The 24181-nt window shown below is 55.4% G+C and carries 1 protein-coding gene (running past one end of the window); it reads left to right on the top strand.

Annotated features, from left to right (window positions below; all coding sequences use genetic code 11):
• Positions 1–24181 carry the 3' portion of a LamG-like jellyroll fold domain-containing protein gene (locus Pla52nx_RS25320; RefSeq protein WP_146518713.1) on the top strand. Its footprint begins 7511 nt before the window's first position, so the window shows 24181 of its 31692 coding nt (coding positions 7512–31692); the start codon falls outside the window, past its left edge; its stop codon occupies positions 24179–24181.

Here is a 24181-nt window from a genome sequence, read left to right as displayed (position 1 = left end):
GGCATTCGTGGATGCCGACTCGTCCATTGCCGGGATGCAACCCGCGTTAACCGTGAATGTTGGGTTTGATTTCACCGGCGAGAACGCGATCACCGAAACGGTCGGTTTTGATCTGACGCTTCCCGACCTGGGGCCGATCACGGCCACTACCGATGCCAACTTGGACGTCACCGTTGGCGGCAGCGTCAATCTCGGTTTTGGATTCAATTTTGACTCGGCGACGCCCTACATTCTGGACACGACTTCGATCGAGCTTCAGCTCGGCATCGATTCTGAGTTGGGACTGGAAGCCGGCATCGGTGGTTTCAAAGCGGGACTGGCCGGACAGTTTCTTCTCGGCCAAGGCAATGCCGAAACCGTTGGCAATGGTTCGGGAACGTACACGCTCGCGGCGACACCTCTGAATGATCAGGTCATCGTTCATGACGGTGCCAAAGTTCTGCGACGTGACGTCGGAGATGGCGGCGATTACACGTTGACAGGCACGACGTTGACCGTGATCACCGCGGCGGCCGGTCCGATCAAGGTCTTTTACGCGACTTCGACCGATCCGGCCAGCATGACCATCGGCCTGGATTCCGATCAAAACGACAACAACTCAAAGGACGATTTCGGGAACACGATCGGCGGCATTCCGATACGAGCTCTGTTCGCGAACTCGCCCGCCGATTTGGTGACGTTTGATTTGTCCGGCGTCGCGATCGCTTCATTGGACGGCCAGATTCCCGTCTTGGGGCAACTCGACGATGCGATTGTCGTTGGGTTGGACTTAAAGAACCCGCTGGAGCCAGTGTTCGGTTTCGGCGGGATCACGGATTTTTTGAATGACCCCGGTTCGGGTCTCGGGCTCGGTAATTTGAGTCTGGATCAAATCATCGATGGCACGCGAACGATTCTCGATACAGTTGAGTCGGGATTGAAGTCGGACCTTCTCGAAAAGCTGCCGTTGATCGGTGACGGTGTTGACCTGGGGCAGAGTTTTATCGGCGATCTGCGAGGCGTCATCGACGATTTGGAAACCGTGATCCAGTCGGCCGACGATTCCATTCAATCCATGGTGGCTCGGGTTCAGCAAGAGATCTTCCGGGCTCTCGGCCCGGCGGGTGCCGGAATATTGGATCTCGATCCGTTGTTCCACGACGACCCTGAGCTTTCCAACGCCAACGAAGTTGCCGACTTCCGCGATGTGGAGGTGTTTGTATCGGACATTCTGACCACCAGCTTCGAGGACCTGGAGTTCTTCATCAACTTGCGTTTGGCCGGTCGGGATTCGTTGGACGTCGATTTCGATCTGGGCGTCGATGCGTTGATCTTTGAACTCGAAACGCAAGGCGGGTTGGAGCTCGCGTTTGAATACGCCTTTGAGTTCGGGATCGGGGTCAACTTGAAAGAGGGTTTCTTCTTCCAGCTCAATGAAAACGTGGTCTACGAGAACGGCACGATGTCCAGCGGTGCAGGCACGGATATTGGTCTGCCGACTGAGGCCGGAGGCAAGCCAGAAATCTCACTTCAGGCCGAGGTCAACTTGAAACCCGGTACGTCGCTGACCGGCGAGCTGTTTTTCTTGAACGTGATCGCTGAAAGCAACGCGATTGAGGACTTGAACCGTGACGGGATTCTCAACGACGGTGGCACGGGACTGTTCGTTGATCCAGACAGCGGACTGACGCTGGTGCGTGGTCCTCTATTGAACGAAGCCGTTGATGATCGTGACTATAACCTGGATGGTGACAAGTCCGACATTCTGAGCGAGAGCGTGGGTGATGACGGTCGGTTCAGCAAAGGCACAGGACTGCGTGGTGACATCTTCATCGATGTGAACAATCCCAGTGAAGGCCAAGCGGGCGATGACGGCAAGGGTCGGCTGTCGTTCACCGAATTGGTCAAGACGCCGGTCACGCAGTTGTTCAACGCGGGCATCTCAACGGAGGCTTACGTTGACTTGAACCTGAAGGCCAATACGGACCTGAAGGGTTTGCCGGAAGTCTCCGCCGATTTGACGCTCGATTGGGCGATCGGGTTAACAGTGCGTGACGGTTTGGTCGGCGGCGGAATTCCGGATCTGGCCATTCGCAACGCGACGATCGACGTCGGCAGCATCTTTTCGACGACGATCGAGCCGATCTTTGACTCGTTTAACGAATACGTCGGCCCGATTCGCCCGCTGATCGATTTCCTGGCTTCACCCGTTCCGGGGCTCAACGATCTGTCTGAGTTGGTCTCCGGGCCGAAGATCACTTTCTTGACGCTCGGTATCTTGGGCACCGGCGTGACGGAAAGCTCGCTCAAGGCGGCCAAGATCGCCAACCAAGTCGTTGGACTGATTCAAAACATCTTTGAATTCTCCGATGTCGTTCAGGCGGCAACGGATGATTCCGATGGCATCAAGATCAACTTCGGTTCGTTCTACATTTCCGGCAAACCGACTCAGGTCAACAATTCCGCGACGAGCACGACTGGACTCGGCGAGAACGAACACGGCCTGCCGAGCAATCCCAAGACGGGCACCCATGTCCGCGTGTTCGATGACGGCGTGGAAATTCCATTCGACGCGTTCACCATCGTGCGATTTTCCGTCGAAGAAAACGGCGAAGACGTTGCCAGGACCAAAATTCGTTTGGCTAATCCCGCCAGCGGCGCGATCACGGCGACTTACATCACAACCGAAGGCGGCCCAGACTTGACGGACCCTGACGCCGAAATCGCGGTCGACACGGGCATGCTCGATTCGGTGGGGATGGGACCGGCGGACGGTATTTCGCCCGGCGTTCTTGAACAAACGGGAACCAGCCAGAAGGGTAAAAGAACGAAATCCGCTCTGAGCCGATTGACCGGGGCTGCCGACAGCAACGGTGACGGTGGTTTTGGAATCAAGATTCCATTGCTTTCCGATCCATCGAATATCTTCAAACTGTTTACCGGCGAGAAGGCGGATCTGATTCAGTGGGACATTCCGACCTTGTCATTGGATGTCCCCTTCAAGATGGAACTCGGCCCGATTCCGTTTGCCCCCAGTCCGCTGTACGTCACATTCGGTGCGGCGCTCGAAGCGGCTGTTGATTTTTCATTGGGCTTTGATACCCGAGGCATCGCCAAAACGGGAAATATCATTGACGGATTGTATTTCGGTGACCTCGAGAATGTGACCGAAGGTTTTGACATTGATGAGATCTCCATCGGGTTGGAAGCCACCGTCGGCGCGGCGTTGAAGTTCGGACCGATCAGTGCGGGCATCGAAGGAGGACTTCGCGCCGACATCGGATTGAACTGGAACGACTTGGACGGTGACGGCAAGTTGTACTTGGACGAGATCGCTGATTTGTTCGAACTTCGTCCCGAAGGCGGGGGTGGATTCCCGGGAATCTGTGTCTTCGACGCGACAGGCGTCTTCACGGCGTTCTTGCGAGCGTATTTGAAGGTTCCTTTCAAGACCTTCAATATCGATATTGCCAACGTCGAATTGTTCAGTTTCAGTCATTCCTGTCCCGCACCAGGAATCGCCGAGTTGGGAACGACCGATTCGGATGTGAAGGCCGGTCAACTGATGCTCTTCGCGGGAGAGAATGCGGAACCCCGCGGACCGATCTATGGCGACGATCCGAACGAAGAATTCTCGGTTCGCAAAATCATCGACACGGACCAAAACAGTGAGACCTTCGATCAAGAATTGGTCGAAGTCACTTTCCTTTACACCAATCGCGATACGGATCCGGACACGGTCGTGCGAACGTACCTGGCCGCTGATGTCACGGAGATCTACTTTTCTGGAGGCGACGGCAATGACAAGCTGACCGTCGATGAGAGCGAGATAGCGTTTGATATTCCGATTCAATTCATCGGCGGTGCGGGCGACGACACGTTTGTGGGCGGCAGCGGCGATGATGTGATCACGGGTGGACTGGGCAACGACACGTTGTCCGGTGGCTTGGGTCGTGATCGTTATGTGTTCGGCAACAACTGGGGATCTGACACCGCCATCGAACCGGAAAACGCCACCGGTTCGGCGAACCTGGGAGACATCTTCGATTTTGGGAGCGTCACGACCAGCCTCGAAGTTGCCTTCGGAAGCGTGTCCGTTTCTTCAGGAACCAATATTGTCAACGGTGGAAAAAATGAAGCCGGTGAAACGGTTCAAACCGAAGGGATTGAAACATTCATCGCCGGCAGTGGCGTCGACACCCTGACCGTCGGGCAAATCGTCGGATCGGCAGCTCGTAACACTTGGAATTTGAACGGTATCGGACGCGGTGACATCAACAACTCGTTCTTCTTCGAAGGGTTCGAGAATCTGGCCGGTGGTGAGCAAGACGACACCTTTGTCTTTGATCCCAGTGATCGCGTGATTGGTCGGATCGACGGGCGGGGCGGACGCGACACGTTGGATTACAGTCGCCTGACCACCACGGTCACGGTCGACTTGCAGTCCGGCCTGGCCAACAACCTTGGTACGTTCGCGTCGATCGATCAAATTCTTGGTTCAACGGCGACCAATGATCACCTGCTGGGTGCCCACGCGTCGACGACGTGGACACTCGACGGGATCAACCGTGGCTCAGCGGGCGATGTCGATTTTGTGGGCTTCGAGAATCTCACTGGTGGCGATCAAAATGATCGTTTTGTGATCGCAGCGTCGGGACGACTGACCGGACGACTTCTCGGAACTCGCGCGATCGGCAATGATGACGACGATGCGATCGAAGCGGCCACCGTGAACGTTCCGTTGGAATACCAAGTCACCGCTCGAAACGAAGGCTCGCTGCGAGATACTGCGCTACGCGTCGACTTCGCGTCGATCGAAAACATCGGTGGCGGATCGGCCAACGACGTTTTCAAAATGTTTCCCGGCGCCTCCATCACCGGGCAAACCGATGGAGCAGGCGGATTGCGAGATCATCTGGACTACTCGGCTTGGACAACCGCCATCAACGTCACCCTGGACGGCAACAATCAAGTCGGTACCGTGACCGGCGTCGAAGACGTCACCGGTTCGTCTGCTGGGGATACCATTACAGGCAACGATGACGACAATCGGCTGATCGGGATGGGCGGGGCCGACACGATTGATGCCAAGAACGGCGACAATCTCGTGATCGGCGATTCGGCCAACATCGAAATCATTGATGGCGCGATCGCCTCGATTCGAACGATCGCGACGTTCTCCGGAAACGACATTCTCAGCGCCGGCGGCGGCAATAACGTTCTGCTCGGTGGTGGCGGGGATGATCGGCTCACCACGACCGGACAAGGTCAAAACTTCATCGGCGGCGACCACGTGATCGTGACGCTTTCGGGTGGACGCGTCGTAACGTTGCAAAGTATTCAGCCCGCAACTGGCGGAAACGACACGATCAATGTGGGAACCGGCAACGACTATGTGGTCGCCGGCGGCGGATCTGATTTCATCACCGACACCGGGGGACGTAACGTGATCCTCGGCGATCGCGGGATCATCCAGCTGGCCAATGGATTGCCGACGTTCGCTGAAAGTCAGTTCTCGACACTCAGCGGCAACGACACGATTGTGACGGGCAACGCGGCCGACGCGATCATCGCCGGAGGAGGAGACGATCGGATTACCGCTGGCAATGGCAACAATTTTGTTCTCGGCGATGACGGCAGCATCTTGTTCCTTTCCGGATTGCCGATCACCAGCACCAACAACCTGACCGAAGCCGACGGCAACGACAAGATTACCACGGGATCGGGCCGTGACATCGTGTTTACCGGCAACGGGGACAACCAAGTCGACGCGGGCGACGGAGACGACGACGTCATCGGCGGAAGCGGCCTCGATGATCTGTCAGGCGAGGGCGGCAACGACTGGTTGGTCGGAATGCTAGGCGACGACCAACTGACCGGCGGCGATGGCGATGACGTGATGTTCGGCGGCTTGCCCGTTGGTTTGCGGAGCAACTATCGACTCGGAACCAGCGACTTTACGCTGCCACCCCAGTTCGCGGAAACCGAGGCTGCGTTTCCGACGGATTACCTACCAACGATATTGATCACTCCAGCGATTGTTGCTGATCCGATTAGTGGTCGAATACTGTCGGTCGATGGAACCGCTGGGGATGGTCGCGATGTGCTGCTTGGCCAATCGGGCAACGATGTGATGTTTGGCGGAGCCGATGCGGACAGTCTTGAAGGGGGCGCGGGCGTTGATTATCTGGATGCTGGTGCCGGCAACGACGTCAAGATTCTTGGCGGTGCTGGCGACGATGTGATTCGCGGCGGGGCGGGTGATGATGTCTTACACGGTGGAGATGGCATTGATCAAGTGTACGGTGATGGTGGCGACGATCTGCTGAAAGGGGACGCTGGCAACGGGGCCGATCAAGCGGGCCAGCGACTGTACGGCGGCGAAGGTCGCGATACGCTGTTCGCCTTTGCCCCCGCGATGGCGAATCTCTCAGGATACGATACGCAATCAACTCTGGTCGGCGATCAATTGTTCGGCGAATCCGGCGGTGACTTCTTGCACGGCAATGCACGCAAAGAAGTCCTCGACGGAGGCGGCGGCAACGACTTCATTTCTGGAGACGAGTTTGTTGGCCCCGAGTATCTGACACATGATCTGGCGGCATTGGGGACGCAGGCGGACGTTGATGGAGCCGACGACAAACTGTTTGGTGGCAGCGGCGAAGATCAACTCTTCGGCGGTGGCGGCGATGACGAGATCTGGGGCGGGGCGGGGACCGATTACATCGACGGCCAACAGGGAAGCGACCTTCAGTTTGGCGGCGGGGGAATTGACATCTTTGTTTTGCCAACGTCGCTTGGTTCCGACGGGCATCTGGATCCGGGAACCGATACGATCAAAGGTCACGTTGGCAATGCGCCTGGCGACACGACGCCCGATGATAACGCGACGGATATCTTGTCGATCGATGGTACCAGCGGCAATGACACGATTTTGATCGGAACCAACACAGAGGCTGGCGCTGATTTCGGCAAGGCCGTCGTGTTCTATGACAATGGTTCAGGGCAGAGCAAGGAAATCATCGTTGACATGTTGGATAGCAACGGCGATTTTCTGATCGAACAATTCCGCATCGCAGGTCTTGCGGGTGATGATACGATTGGATTCTTTACGGACGTGGCGGAGATCGCTGGCGCGCTGCCGGATGGCTTTTCATTGCCGGCAAATTTTGATGTTACTGACATTTCATCGTTGTCCAATCGGTCGAACGACTTTGTGGGCGTCTTCGACGGCAACAGCGGCAATGACCTATTGATCGGCAGCGATGGTCGCGATCGTTTGGACGGCGGCATTGGCAGCGATACAATGTTCGGCTTTGGCGGCGACGATCGACTGTGGGGTGATGGTGGCGGCGGATCCACCGGCGATCAGGACGTCTTGTTTGCTGGCCAGGGCAATGATGATTTGATCGGCGGCCAAGGCACGAATCAAATGTTTGCATGGAGCTTCGATCCCGAGCTCGATGGAAGTGAGTTCGGCGTCTTTGTCGATGACGAAGGAAAATTGGCAACCGACGATGGCGACCTGAACGACAACGGCATTTTGGATCTCGACGATGCCATCGTGATCGGTCCGGTCCGTTTGGCGCGGGTGCAAGAAGTCACCGGTCTGAATCGGATGCTTGGCAGCGAGCAGGCGGACGAATTGTATGGCGGCACGACGCTGGACTTCATGTATGGCAACGGTGGCGATGACGTGTTGTTTCGCAGCGATGGCACGACGTTCGAATCGCTTGACGGATCGCTGGCCGGTGACGAGTGGAAAGAGTACGCCCGCGAGTCCGACCAAGTTTGGTATGTGGGCGGCAGCAATGCGGACGACCGAATCAACGTCGACTTTGTCACCGAACCGGGACTGTTGACCGATCATCACCTGATCACGAGGTTGACCGAAAACAATGGCAACTTCTCCTTTGCCGCTCAGGTCAAGCTGGACTTCAACGCAACTGATGGTGAAGGGAATGCAGTCTGGAGCGCCGAGGATCTGGCGTTCAAGCTGGATCAATTGCAAAGCGAAACCGATCCAGCGGCCCGTGGCGAAACGCTTGCCAGCGTGGCGGCTTCGGGAATTGCCCCGCCTGTGGCCGATGCGCTGATCGCCAGCTTGCTTCCACCCGAAGGTGACTTCCTGGTGATCTTGATCGATGCTCTCGATGGAAACGACATCATCAATGTCGGACCGACGGTTCAGAAGACCGTGTGGGTCGATGGCGGTGCGGGAGATGACGTGATCACGATTCAAGGAGGCAACGCGATTCTGGTCGACCGTGCGGAAAGCTCTCGCAGTGCTCTGAACTCCAATATCGCTGGACGCAATGACATCCCGTTGCTTGCCTTCGACTTGGTCAGTCCGGCTGGCCCTGTCGATGCGCTCGTTGATCGCGTGTTCAATGATTCAACGTTCGAAACGTCGGCTGTGAATTTCAACGATCTGTCACTGGACAGCCCCGACGATGTGGACTGGTTCGCATTCACGTTCCAAGCCGACTTTGATCCTGGCGCAAGGATTGAACTTGCCAGCGGTTCGGCCATCGATGCGCTGGACCTTGAGATTTTCCGCGTTGACGCGACGGCAGACGATCCGTTTGACGAGGAATCCTTGATTTCGGAGATTGCGGTCACGGGCTCGGGAGATCGGTCGGAAGTTTCATTGGCTGGATTGTCCGGTGGTCAGCGGTACCTGTTGAAGGTCAGCGGCAACAGAATTCCGACGCTTTACGATCTGAGAATCAACTTGACCGGTGATGCGGTCACCACGGGCGACGGAACCCCGGCGATCGCGATGTCGTTGCGATCGGACACCGTCCGCCGCGACGTGATCTTGGGCGGTGCTGGCAACGACATCCTGCAAGGCGGCGCGGGCGAGGACTTCATCTTTGGCGGCCTTGGCAACGACGTGCTGACCGGTGGACGCGATCGCGGTGCCAGCGACTTGTTGTTCGGTGGCCCAGGCGACGACACCTTCCAAATCATTCCCGATGCCTTGCCACTGCTGGGCAACCAGCCCAACACGCAATTCGATCCGGCGACACAGACCTTCATTCCCACCTTCAGCGATCAATTCATCGGCGGCGATGGCGAGGATCGTGTTTTGGTCCTCGGTGGCGATTTGGATCGACGCGGTTTACCGGTCCCCGATTTTGCGTCGATTCGTTACAACACAGGCTTGCATCGCTACGAGTTCACGAGTCTGGTTTGGGACATCGGTTTACAGCAGTACCAGACCACGTTCGTCAACACCGACGGAAGTGTGGACACTAGCGGCGTTCCGACGCAGTCTGACGATGAACCTACCGTTTACGAGCAAGAATATCTGTTCTATCAGACGCGCGATATCGAGCGGACGGAGTTCGTCATGCGCGGCGGGGACGATGTCGTTCGGGCCGATCCCGAGTTCAAGTTCCTGCCGATTGATGTGAGCGGTTCGACAACCGTGATCGACAGCCGTTTTGATCCCGATCTCTTCGAAGAATGGGGAATCGATAGCGGCGATTTCCAGCAAGGTGCTCGAGAAACCGCTGTAACGATTGATTTAGGTTCAGGCAACGACATCGCTTTTGGTACTCCGCTAGACGACACCATTTTCGGTGGCCCCGGAAATGATTTCATCGTCGGAGGTTTAGGAAATGACGATCTTCAGGGTAATGGTGGCAATGATACCGTCTTCGGTCACACACCTGAAAACGCGACGACCGCTTACCCATCGACTCCGCTGCTACCAGAGGGCTTCGTACCGGGCCAGTTTGTTTCGGAAATCTATCGTTATGATCTTGCTACGCCGACGTTGCCGATCGACGTTGCTCGCCGCGGAATCGATTTAAACGCGGACATCCCCCAGCCAATTAACGACCATGCATTCGGCGTTGCGAGTCAACAACCGGGCCAGTTGTCGGCACTGACGAACATTGGCGATTTCAACGCGGATGGACACGCTGATTTTCTGTTCACAGACGCGGTCACCAGTTACATCATATTCGGTCCCTACTCTGTCAGCGATTTGGAGTTGACCACGCACGCCGCCAACATCGTGATCGATCGATCCGTGTTAGGATCACCAGCAAAGCAGTTTGGCGACTTCAATGGAGACGGCATCGCAGACTTGGCTTTTGTGCGCAGTGATGACTTCGACACAGTCGTCACGATTGTTTTTGGCGGTGTCGATGTGGGGGTGAACCCAAACGATTCGACAAAGAGACTTGCTTGGCCGCGATATTGGAACCAAACGTTTGCAGTCAACGATCTGAGGACAACCGGCAACGACAAGAACTCGACTGTTATTCGCATTGAGTCGAACGAAGCACAGCGTCAGGCAGGGATTGCCGTCCTTGGAAACCGTCCGACGACGCGCGTCGAAGTTGGCGATCTCACGGGAGACGGACTCAGTGACCTTCTATTGACGACGGGAACCTCCATCGGTGCTACTTCGACGGTTCCCGGTCAATTTCCACTTGGTTACGTATTCTCGGGACAGATATTGGCATTGTCGACCGCCGAAGAACTTGGCTTAAGCGATGCGTTGACTCAGATCGACACGAGGTTTCCCGTTGCGCTCCAGCCGAGTGTTCTAGGAGACTTAGAAGGTAGCGGATTAGCATTGTTAGGGTTTGGATCTGCCCAGGCAACGATCGATATTCTGGAAGTCGATCCTGCCATCATTGCGGCACAGTCGCCGATATCCATCATGCCTGGTGTCGAGTCCACGCTGCGAATATCCGTCGGCGATCACGTGTCAGAAATCAAGGTAACGCCAACAGCGGTCGATACGGCAACTGAAATTCGAGATCGTATCAATTCAGCGATCAACGAATCTGTGTTGGCCAATAGGGTTCAAGCAACCATCAAGGGCGGGCGATTATCGTTTGCGACGGCCGAAGGGGGAAGCGGAATATCGCTTGCAATCGATGAACCCGCCGTTTACCAAGCTGGATTTGGTGTGAAAGGCCAGCGTGGAATAACTGCCTTGCTACTTGGTGATGCCCCAATCGTTTTGGTTCCCGGCTCGACCGTCAGGTTTACAATCAAAGCCGAATATAGCGGAAATTTACTGAGCAATAGCATCGCGCAGAATCTTGCCACGACGAACATAAGCGTGGCAGTTGCAGCGAATGGAAGCGAAACACGTGAATCGTTCCTGACGAAACTGAATGCGGCGATCCAATCAGCAAATGTCACCAAATTGCTAGGCAATGAAGGCGATGTATTGATTCGCAGTTCTGTAAGAGCTGGGTTTACATCCGCTGGAGTCCTGTTCTTTACCGGATTCTCGGGCGCGACCGGCGCTGCTACCAATCAACTCGAAGTGATCGAAACAGGTGTCACACCACTGGGGATTCGTAATACGACACCAGTCACCAGGACGACGACGGTCAATAAAAACGAACCGCTCACGATTCCGACCTCCAATTCACGGTCACAGTCGATTGAGGTACAGATTGCAGATTTGTCGGAAATCCAAAAGGTAGTCGTTGACGTAAACGTTACTGGACTCAGTGGCGGCAACAGCGGTTTCCAGGCGATGTTACTGTCGCCTAACGCGGCTACGGTTACGCTCCTCTCGGATGTGGGACATAGAAACGGCTTCAATATTCAACTCGACGATGCGCAATCGAGTCTGATCGATGATGTCAGTAGTGGAACCGCTGGCCAACCGGTTACAGGGTCCTTTCGTCCCACCGAACCACTTTCTCATTTCAACGGCCGGTCTGCCAATGGAACGTGGAGTCTGTTGTTGTTCAATTCTGCGGGTAGTACATCCGCAGTCATCCAAAGTTGGTCGATGACTTTCACCACGGCTAATCAAACCATTCGAGTCGACTCAACTGGCTCGGAAACAAGCATCGCCACTGGTCTCACTTCGAACCTCGGAATCCCGTTGATTGAGCGAAAGAGCAAGGTTGTAGTCGATAATTTCCTAGACGCAGGGTTGGCGACTCCGTTAGGGGATCTAAATAGCAATGGATTCGATGAAGTCGCCTTGAGCACGCCATCCGAGATTCGCATTTACGAAGGAGGGGAGGACCTCAACTCGATTTCAAATGAGCCGCAATGGATCATCCCCGGTCAACATCTAGCTGTCACCGCAGGCGACTATTCTGGTGACGGCAAAGCAGATCTTGCCGTCACTTCCTTCGCAGCGGACGGTGCGCATCTGATTCATGTCTTCCATTCCATCGGCGACCGAACGGGAACGTTGTCGCTCACGGACGCAGACGATGTTGTTCCTTTCGATGGAACACCCTTTGTCAGCGTCGATCAGGTTGACCTTCGAAGTGTGTTCAATGCAGATGCGATCCGTAACCGATCCGATGGTACCGATGACAATGTCGACAATGCGATCGACGACTCTGGACATCGCCTGCTGACCGATGTGTGGGCGAAGAATAGTAGTCCGGAAAATGGAAACGGTCTGCCGGATGACGGATTCTTTCCCGCCAATGCATTTCATCCCGATGTCCAACTCGCTTATCGTAATTCCGACGATGGTCTCAATGCTTTGCTGTTGCAACAGGTCGGCAGTTCGCGAACCTTCAGCGTTTCCAATCATTCGGTCTCGGCACTGCATCTATTCGGACTTTCAACCATCGGCAGCAGCGACATCGCGGTCACGCTTCGTTATGCCGATGGGGACGTGAGGCTGCGCACTCGCGTTGATGATTGGTTCAATGAAATCGTTGATGGAAGCGTGCAGGGCGATGCCGTTCGCTACAATCTGATCGATGGTATGGACCGTGCTGCGGGGAATGTCTTTTCCAATGCCAACGACCCCGCAGTGTTTGGTCATCGGTTTGCCGTCGATCCGAATCGTCAACTGCAGAGCGTGACGATTGAGAAGCTGACGTCGAGTGGCTCCCGTCTCGTCATCCTGGGGGCGACTGTTGAATCGGTGCCGTCGTTTGCTCCATCGACCCTCGATTTGAATGCCGACGGCATCGACGACCTGTCGATCCCTGCTGGACAGAACTCGTTCGTTATCTACGGCAGTCGTCCCACAGTTGAGGTCCCGGAATCGTTTGATGTTCTCGAGAACTTCTCCGTTGCTGGAAGCGGATCTTTTGTGGTTGATCGCGGCACGGGCAGAACGGAAGTTTTTGCGGATGGCAGTGAGCCGTTCTTTATTGATAACACACAAGAACGCTGGTTCCAGTTCACCACGCTCGGTGATGCTGTTGGCGGTGACGCCATTCGTTTCTCAGGTGACGATGTCAGCAGCGATTTGCTGGACGCCGAAGGCCGCGTCGTGTTGAACAATCAACGTGCCTACGATCTGCGAGGACTCGAAGCGGGAACCTATTTCTTGCGAGTAACCGGTGACGAAGGATTGCGTTTTCAAATCGAGTTCGACGCACCGATCCGAGGTCGAGCCAGTGGAAACGAAACGCATCCCGACCGCGATGTCATTTCAGGCGACGAAGGAGACGACACGCTTGTTGGCAACAGCGACCTTGATCGCATCTTTGGCGGCAGTGGTGCCGACAGCTTTACCGCCGAGCCGACGGAAGTGCGTGATCGCGATGTGGCTGATCCAATCTTAGTCGCGCCGATTGACCGTGAAACGGTTGCCGGAAGCAGTCTGCCAGAGATTGATCCGATCTTTACGGTCGCGGACGAACATCTTCTTGCTGCAATTCATAACGCACTCGGAAATCCAATTACGGCGGCCTTCAAGCCCACTTTTGCATCAACGACCGTGTCGACATTTTCAGGGGGCGATCCAGGCGAAGGGCTCGATCTCACCGGAAAATTTGTGTACGCAGTAAACGCTGGCGGAGCGGCCGTTGGCAAAATTGTTGACGCAGACTTCACGGACGAAAATGTATCCGGTGTGACTATCTCAAGATTAAACAGGACGTCATCTCGCTCAGACGCTTTCCCCGCTGAGTTCGGTTCTTCGGTCAACGACGATCTTCTCGAACAGGCGATGCAACATCTCCGCGCCAGCGACTTTAGTGATGAGCCGCTCGAAGTCAACCTCGCCAACGTGATTCCAGGCGACGCGTATAAACTGCAGATATTGCTGGGGATTGGAATCTTGGATCTCGATCAGTTGCCCGATGTGTTCATTGATGGGGTTCAAGTAGCGTCCAATCTAGAGATTCCTTCATCGCAAGTTGGCGTCGTTAATCCAACTCAGGCAACTGTTGTGACGCACACGTTTGTCGCAACGAGTTCAACGCTGAGCATCGAACTGCGCAGTTCGTTTGGGAACAACCCCATTCTGAATGCATTCACTTTGGAAAAACTGCCAGAGTTCCAATTCCATGAACCGATATCATTGAGCCAAGTTGGATCGATTACTTCGCTCGATGCGTCTGGCTTTGACGTATCCAGTTTTGCAGGCATCGAACGACTGACAAACTTACAGCATCTCGATCTGTCATCGAGTTCATCCGGATCGCTCGATAACGCGGATCTTGCCGAGCTAGCTTTCATCGGCACGATGGACGGTGAACTGGTAGGGCTCACTCGCCTTAAGTCACTCAATTTGAGCGGCCAATCGAACATCACAGATATTTCGGAGTTGGCGAATCTAGGGTCGCTGACGGAACTTCGTTTGGAAGGGACCGGCGTCGATTTCTTGGCAACCCAAACGCTAGACACGCTGAGCGAACTGCCAAATCTTGAAACGCTGACGCTCGATCCAGCCGCGACAGTTGTTCCTGAATTCACCAATTTTGTTGTCAGGGAAGGCAGTGGAGCAAGTCCAGGAATCATAAGTTACGCATCGCCACGCTTTGATGGCATCAACGATGGAGTGAGCCTCGGCGTTGTGCCGGCATTAGGAGACTTGACCAACAACTTTACCGTCGCCGCTTGGATCAAACCGGAGAGCGTCACGGGATTCCGCCGCATCATCAGCCGAGGATCGGGCACGAGTGGTTGGGGATTTGGCTTGGTCGATTCCCAACTTGTTTTCACGGCATTCGGTGTTCAAGACTACAAGGTTCCCGTCACGATCCCTCTCAACGCTTGGGCCCATGTTGCCGCCGTAATGAAGCCTAACAATTCCGTGGAGTTTTTCCACGACGGTGTCTCGCTGGGGTCGGTTGCCGGAACGACACCCGCACGCACATCGACATCCGCTTTTTTCCTCGGTCGTACACAAAACTCAGAAGCATTTGTCGGGCAACTTAATGACGTTGGCGTGTGGAACGAATCACTTTCCGTTGCTGAGATTAATGGAGTCCGCCGTGGCGATTTGGGAACCCTCGTAACGGGAAATCCCCTCGCTTATTGGCGACTCAACGAAGGTTCGGGAACAACCGTAGCGGACATTGGCATCGCCGGAGCCAATGGCACTTTCGTGAACGGGCCGAGCTGGGGAACGGACGTTGTTCTCACCGGACCCGTTGTGATCGAGAACTCCGAACTCGTTGCGCTCGATAACGGTATCGCCACCGTCACGGTTCATGACAAAACATTCCCGCTGGTGATTCGAAATGTCGCTCCTGAAGTTTCCTTTGCACCGAACTTCTTGGAGAACACTAACATTAAAGAAGGACAAACGCTGTCGCTCTCTGGCGACCATTCGCTCCAATTTGATGGAAGTGGTAGCTTTGTCAGTATCCCGTTTTCGTCGCAGCTCAACCCAGAAAGTTTTACCTTCGATACATGGGTCAACGTAAGTGCGACGGGTGCCAACACCGCACGAACGATCGCGATCACGGGGCGCAGAGGCGATGATGGATTCTCGATTGAACTCAACGGCCAGAACCAATGGCAGTTCATCACGGGTGCGAACTCGCTTGTAGGTAGCTCTGGCCCTGTCGCACAAGCCGGCCAGTGGGTTCATGTCGCCGCAACGTTTGAAGCCACTAGTGCCCCGAATGGTTCGGGAGTGGTAACTGGCGTCAAGCGTTTGTACGTCGATGGCAACCTGATCGCTGAATCGCTGAGTGCGACGTATCAACCAGTGACCGGTATTTCGCGGCCATTTAATCTTGCCGCCGATGACCGCTTGAACCCAAATTTTTTCGGCAATCTCGATTCAACGCGGATGTGGAACATTGCTCTTCCGAGCGACGTCATCCCCATTCTCTTGCAAGAAAACTCCATTGTCGGCGAGCCAAGCCTTGTCAGCGCATGGCTGTTCAATGAAGGCGAGGGAACCGTCGCCGCGGACCAAACAGGTCGCCACGAAGCACGAGTCTTCGCACCCGCATTGTGGTCGGACGATGTACCACAACCGCCCACCAACAGGGTTCGTATCCCCATCGCCATTGACAACGCACTGGTCGGTGAAGTTTCTGTCTTTGATCCGAGCCGAGCCGACATCAACAAATTGACAACAGAGATCCTGGTCACAGCCCCGGATGGGATAACAACGGATCTGAATCCCAAAGCGATGTTTTTCGAAAACGATACGGTTTCGCTAGATCACCGGGTGCTAGATGGCGCCTCGAATCTGACCACCACGTTCTGGTTTAAGTCCGTCGACAAGGATAGACACACGGTCATCAGCGGTTCGAGCGAACCAAATGTGTCCGACCAAGAGTTTCAGATCAACATTCAGAACGAGAATTTAGTTTTGTTTGTCAACGGTGAGAGTGTGTTCTGGTCTGTGCCACAGTTCCTCGATCAAACCTTCCATCATGCGGCGTTGGTGGTAGATCAACAGTCAAATACTGCGGAGTTCTTCGTTGACGGTCAGTCTGTTGGTTCTCGAACCTTCATCGATCCGCTGCAGCGACTCGACATCAAGCCAGGTCGACTATTCGTCGGGCAAACGATTCGCGAGACAGGATTTGATCCTCAAGCATCGCTTCACGGGACGCTGGACGAGTTTGCAGTTTGGAATCGAACTTTGTCAGAATCCGAAATACAACAACTCGTCAATGGCCAGCGTGGGAACGTGTCCGACTTGCGACTATGGTTGACATTCAATGGCGGTTCCAGCAACGTACTGAAAGACAGCAGCCCTCTGGGGCTAGACGCAACACTCTTAGATCAAGGCGTTGCCGGCCGATATATTCGCATTCGCTCACTGAATCCCACAAGTGACAGGCTTCAAATCGCCGAGATCGAAGCCTTTGCAGCTGGAATTCAACCAGACACGGTCAGGTTCGTTCAAGACTTTGACCTTGCGTTGCCACAGTTCGACGCATCGCTTGAGTCGTTTGTGGGGACAGTCATTAATGGCAACCCTGACCTCGCCTTCGACGGAATCTTGCAGAATGGCGTTCAAGTGTTCACGCTCGATGGTTTTGGCAACGAGTTTGTCTTGGATTTAGGTCCGCATCGTGATTTAGGTACCCTCCGCATCCATGGTCCTTTTCCCGGTTCATTCAACAACATCGAAGTGTCTGTATTGGATGATGATGGTTCGGGACAACCGGCAAATGTTGTCTTCACGCAAGCGTTTCCAGGTGAATCAATCGGCACTTCAATTTCGATTGACATACCGCTCACTGCGAAGACGGTTTCGCAATCGCTAGACGTTCCGGACATCTTTAGCAGTGACTATACGTTCAACACGGATGGGGTTTATACAATATCGGTATCGGCTGACGACGGCGACGGTGGAGTTGACACGTCGAATGTCACGTTCAACGTAGGCAACGCAGCACCGACAATTGGTAGCCTGAATACAAACGACACCGGACCTCTGCAAGTCGGTTCGCCGATTTTTATGGACGCACGTGATGTGTTCGATCCAGGTGAAATGGAAACATTTACCTATCTGTGGGAAGTCACCACGAACAACGGTCAAGCCAACCTAGCCTCCGATGAGATCGAGTTCGATTTCACACCGGAGTTTGCCGGAACCTATGTCGTTAAGCTGACGGTCACCGACTCCGATGGCGGTGTATCGGTGTTCCCTGATCCGCTCAACTCGGCTCAGGTATCAGCCGCCACGTTCGTTGTCAATCCAATCGCTGTTGTCACGCTGCCGGAAACCAACCCGACGGCGGGCAGCGTCGTGACGCTTTCGTCAACTGGTTCCAGCCTGCTCGCTCCGGCCGGCGGACTTCGTGGAACCAGTCAAACGGCAACACGTGAATATGCGTGGACGATCACCGGCGGTACGCAACCTGTTGTCGGAACTTCGGCGGACATCCGGTTCGTTCCTGACCAACCGGGATCTTACACCGTCGTACTGAAGATCGATGATGTCTTCCTAACCGATGGTGTCGAACAGTCGCGACTTTCACATACCGAAACGACCACCTTCACCGTCGCTTCCCCCAATCCGATCCAGATCGTCGCTCCGACTGCGGCTTCTAAAGAAGGCGACACGCTCAGATTTTCAGTGACAGGATTGCCTGAAATCGATGTCATCAGCGAGCGTGCTTACCAGTGGACGGTGCAGGTCGGCAGCGGTCCGGTCTTGAACGTCAGCACCGACGCGGTGTACGAGTTCACCCCGACTGATCAGGGTTCCTACACCATCGGACTGGCAGTCACCGATACCATTCGCATCGTCGAGGACGGCCCCGGCACGCTGATCTCGCGAGTGGCCGGCGGATTAGCGCTCAACATCGAAAACGCTGCACCGGTGATCACTGTCGACAGTATTGAAGGCTTCGAGGGTTCATCGGTAACGCTGACCGCTACGATCTTTGATTTCGGAAGCGACACACATACCTTCGATCTGGACTGGGGCGATGGCAACACGATTGACGACGTGCAGGTCGTCGGTGGGGCGATCGAATCATCGCACGTTTACGCACAAGACGGAATCTACACCGCGACGTTGACGGTCACCGACAACGACGGCGCGTCCCGCACACAAGCGATCCAGGTGACGGTCCAAAACGTCGCACCCGTCGCGGTGGATGAGACGCTCGCCTTTAGTGATGAGAACACGATTCTGACGATTGCTAGCGCCGACTTATTGGGCAACGATACCGACTTTGGAATCTACGACACGCTTTCGATCCTCTCCGTTAGTCCGCTATCGGCCAACGGAGCTCGTGTTTCCTTGAACCCCGATGGCTCCGTCACCTTCGATCCGACCGTGTCGGAAACAATCAATTCCATTCCGCGTGGTGATGGCGTGTTCGACACCTTCACATACATCATTACCGATGAAGCGGGAGGCCAAGCGATCGCTACGGCGACGATTCCCGTTGCTGGCGTGAACGACCTGCCGATTCCAGTTGTCGATCGAAACAAAATCGATGAGGACGCATCAAAGAGCGTTTCGGGCAATCTGGTCGCCAACGATGTCGATGTCGATCAGCGAATCGTGGTGACGCCAGCCAGTGCCGCTTTGAACGCTGGCAGCGAGGCGTTTTCCGTGGACCGATTGGTTGATGACAGCGGCATTAACGTCTTCATCAATTCGACCAGTGTTTTCTTCTCTTTTCCTGATGCGATCGCGACCGATCAAAACGCCTGGGTGACGCAGTCAAGCGGTTTGGATTATTTTGAATCAGGGGAAGCTCCGGTTTTGCAGTTCGATTTGGGTGGCACGTTCGAGCTGCAAGGAATCCTGTTTCTCTCATACTTCCTGGACGCAAGTCAGCCCAGCGCCAGTGATGCAAAGAGCTTCCGTCTCGAATTCTCAAGCGACAACGGCGAGACCTTTGGTTCAGCGATCGAAGGAACACGCAGGTCGCTGTTCGGCCATGTCACGCCCGACGAGTTCCTGTTCGGCGATTTTATTGTTGCCGATACGGTGCGTCTGACGATCACCGACAACTACTTCGGCGAACCTGGTTTACAAGGGGGCGACGCGGTCGGTCTGAACGAAGTCAAGTTCTTCGCTCGGCGATTGTCGGTTGCCGAAGTCAACGGCGTAACGGATGATTCAACAGACGTAATTGGTGAGTACGGAACACTCAACTGGTCGGTCGATGGGAACTACGAGTACACGCTCGATTCCAGTCACCCCGCCGTCCAACGGCTGGGCACGGGAGCCACGTTGGTGGACACCTTCCAGACCACGATCACGGACGAAGCATCCAACGTCGCCTCAACGCTGGAAATCACGATCAGAGGAACGAATGACGTACCGGTCGCCATCGCCGACGACATCACGGTGAAAGCCGGAGGCATCGTGACGGTGCGTACCGGTGAGTATGACGACGCGGTGATCGGTGACGGACCTGCGGCGTACTGGCGTCTCGGCGAAACCGAGGGAACGGTTGCCCGCAATGAACGATCGCCCTCCTCTCCCGATGGTCTGATCGGCGAAGGTGTCACGCTAGGTGGACCGGGACTCGTGCCCACCGCCAGCGACCGAGCCGTGCGTCTGGATGGAACGGATCTGATCGAGATTCCCGGAAGCCTGTCGATCCACGACGACGCCGCGCAGAAGACCATCGAACTAATCTTCAACGCCGACGAAGTATTCTCGCGTCAAACGCTCTATGAACAGGGAGGCACCGACAATGGGTTCAACCTCTACATCGACGCTGGCGAACTTTACTTTGCCGCATGGGATTCGGAAGATTTTCAGTTCGTCAAAACACCGATCGCTCACGACACAACCTACGTGGTCGTCGGCGTGTGGGAAAGTCAGACTCTCCGTCTGTACGTCAACGGGCGGAACGTCGGTTTCACTAACACAGCGTTTACCAACGGTGAAGTCTCAAGACACGACAGTTTTCCCAGCGCCATCGGTGGACGTTCTCAAGACACTCGCTATCACACCGGCGGCGTCTCAGGAGTCAATGGTGAGTTCTTCACCGGAACGATTGATGAAGTCGCTCTTTACAACATCGCTCTTCCCGCCGAACGAATCATGGCTCATACCCGGGCTCTCGGCTTATTGACCAGCGATGCCGATGCGGACACGAGCGACACACGACTCGTAGCCAGTGTTCAAGGAAATGCCGATTCGGTAAGTCGCAACGTCACGTTGCCTTCCGGTGCGATTGTTCGTGTCGAAGCTGACGGAAGTTACCGATACGATCCCAATGGTGTGTTTGCCTCGCTCGCCCACGGTCAAACCACGACGGACACGTTCACCTACTCCGTCGTCGACTCGCAGGGAGCCGTCAGTGATCCAGCCACGGTGACCGTGACCATCACTGGCGAGAATGACTCGCCCCTGGCGATCATCGCCAATCGCCAAACGATCACGCCGTCGGTGACCGCCGGCAGCACCATTGCGACGTTGACCACGCTCGACGATGATGCCGGGGACACGCACACGTTGATCATCGTCGACAACCCAGGCGGCCGTTTTTCGGTGGTCGGCTCGGAACTTCGCATCAACAACGTCACCGGGTTGGAGGTTTCCGACGTTCCTTTCCTGGTGACTGTCCAAGCGACCGACAGCCAGGGGCAAACGTTGACACAGGTCTTGCCGATCCGCGTCGTCGCTGACCCCATCGACGAGAATATTCAAATCGTACTGCCGGACACCAATCCGCCTCAATTACTTGTTCGCCTCAACGGCGATCAACTCGAGATTGTCGACACGGCCAATGGCAACACGGTGATCCAATCTCAACCACTTGCTGGCACCGAGTCGCTCACAATCACGGGCGCAGACAACGTCATCGATACACTCACGATCGACTACGCCGCAGGTGGCTTCTTTGACCTGCCGGGGGGGATTTTCTTCACCGGCGGTGCGGGCGACGGCGACGAAATCCTGGTCATTGGCGATCGCTTGGAAACGTCTGGCCAACTCTCCTTCACTCCCGCCGCCGACGGCAATCCAGCGCAATTCAGTTTTGTCGCGGGCGACGGCGCCAGAACGAGCACGCTTCGCTTCAGTGGCGTCGAACCGATCGAGATCCGAGATTTCCAATCACTGCAGTTGACCGGTTCCGTGAATCTCGGCGACCGCGTCATCAATCTCGACGTGGCTTCACCGATCAATCTGGGCACGCTGACCACGCTTGCCGGCGGCACGATCAACTCGACCAGCCCGATTTCGATCGGCGGGGACGAGACGCTCAACGCCTTCGGCACCATCAACGCCAACATCCTGGGCCAAGCAGCTTCGACCATCACTGCCACCGGCAGCTTAAGCATGGGCGATGCCGCCAGTCCGGCGGGATTTGTCACCGCTGGAACACTGAACGTGGGCAGTCACACGGTCACCTTGCTCGACAGCAATCAGGTGCAATTGGGGACCTTGACCACGTTGGATGGTGGAACCATCATCGCCACCAATGGCGTATTGGTTGACGCGGGTGACAACGTCTCCGGGATCGGCACGATCGATTCACCCAACAGCGTCTTTCAACCTGTCTTCAACAACGGGGCGATGTCGGGTGTGTTCTTCGGTCAAGAGTTGGAATTGACCGGATATGTCAAAGGCATCGGCTCTTTCGACTTTGTCTTTGTGTCTGGCACATTCGCACCCGGACTAAGTCCCAGCATCAGCAACATTGGCAACGTCCGATTAAATGACGTGGAAATTGAGATCGGTGGCACTTCGCCGGGATTCACCAACGACAGCCACGATCAAATCAACTCCAGTGGCTCCGTGCTGTTGGAAGGCGATTTGATTGTCATACCGTTCAACGGTTTTGAAGCCACGATCGGCGACACCTTCACGATCTTGACCGTCCAGAACTCGATCGTCGGAACCTTCACCAACGCTCCCGACGGTGCCACGCTTGCTTTTGGCGACGTGGATCTGCGAGTCAATTACACGGCCACCGAAGTCATACTGACTGCCGTTGAAAAAGCCTCCGCAGTGCCCAACGTTGTTGCCGTGAATCTCGCCGCGAGTGCTTGGCCAAGTTTCGTGGCCTCTCATGTGGACCCTGCCAAGTCTCTTGGTTTTGACATCACGGCCAGCACAGTCGACTCCCCCGCGTTTTCGTCCGAAGTCCTGGATACCCTACACATCCAGTTTGCCGATGACGATGGAGCGACCCTGCAACAAAGCGATTTCGGATTGGCAGGTGTCAACACGACGGATTACTCGGGACAAGTCACGTCGTTCAACTACGACGCTGCAAGTCAACTCGCCACGCTGGGACTAAGTCAACCGCTCGGTCTGGACCGTTACCAACTCTCCATCACGGGCGGATACACGTTGAACTTCAGCATCTTGCCTGGTGACCTCGACGGCAACGGAGTCGTCAATGAAGCAGAACTGTCAATCTACAATGCGGCCTACTTCAGCGAACCGGGCGACGCCAATTACAGTATCCGTGCCGATGTCAACGGAGACGGCTTGGTGACGATCGGCGACCTGCAAGCGTTCAGCGATCACTTCGCGTTGGGCTTGCCCAGCGGCACGGCCGGTTCGGGTGGGCTGACCGTCAACCGCGTTTCTTTGGACACAGCAGGTTCTCGACAAACGTTATCCGTCAATGGCGTGGAATTGGAATCTCAGCCGATCGGGCAAGCGATCACGGTAAGCGGATCGTCCCTCAATGACACCATCTCGCTGTCCGATTCATCCGAATTGAACGCTTCAGTGGACGGCAAGGGGGGCGTGGACCGTCTGATTCCGCAGACTGACGAACAAACGATCGACTTGGTCAATCTCCTTGCCAACGGAACCCTTCAATCGGTCGAGATCGTCGACTTGTCCGGCTTTGGGGCCAACGACGTGGTTGTCAGCGCCGCAGCGATTAGAACCATGTCGCCAGGTTCAAATACTTTGATGGTGTCGGCTGAACCGAACGACCGTGTGATCATGACGGATCCGTTTGAAATCACCAGCACTCGGGTCGGCAACGGAAGCTTGCACGTGATCGCGCGTTTCGAAGACACGATCTTGCAATTCTCAGGAATGAATTGGACCAACCCATTGAACCGTTACGATGTCGACGCGTCAGGGCGAGTCTCCGCGCTCGACGCGCTGAAGATCATCAATCGACTCAGAAACAAAGACGACATTGTCGGCGAAGCAGTGACGTTAGTTGATCCGGCGGTGCTTGACGTGTTCGGCATGGAGTTCTACGACACGACGGGCGACGGGAACTTGACGGCATTGGACGCGTTATGGGTGATCAACAACCTCAGACACATTGCTCTGGAAGGCGAAGAGTCTTTCATCGCCGAGTCCGCATCGATCAGCGGCCCCACGATGAACGTGATCGCCGATTCGGCGCGGATGATCGTGAGCGGGCCATCGGAACCGATGTTGATCGCGGCGACTCGCGATGTGACGGAGGCGGATTTGTGGTCCGAACCGATTCTGAAGACGGATGGCGTGATCACCTCGAATGAAACCGAGACGTTGGATTGGGTGGAGTTGCCAGACTTAGAACCGGCTGAATCGCAAGCATCGATGGTCGACGCGGCGTTATCGGATTTGTTCCTTGACGGAGAGTTGTCATGA

Origin of the sequence: Stieleria varia, from assembly GCF_038443385.1 — a bacterium.
Taxonomy (GTDB): Bacteria; Planctomycetota; Planctomycetia; order Pirellulales; family Pirellulaceae; genus Stieleria; species Stieleria varia.
Note: the sequence above shows the minus strand (reverse complement) of the source record. Positions and strands in the feature narration are given on the sequence as shown.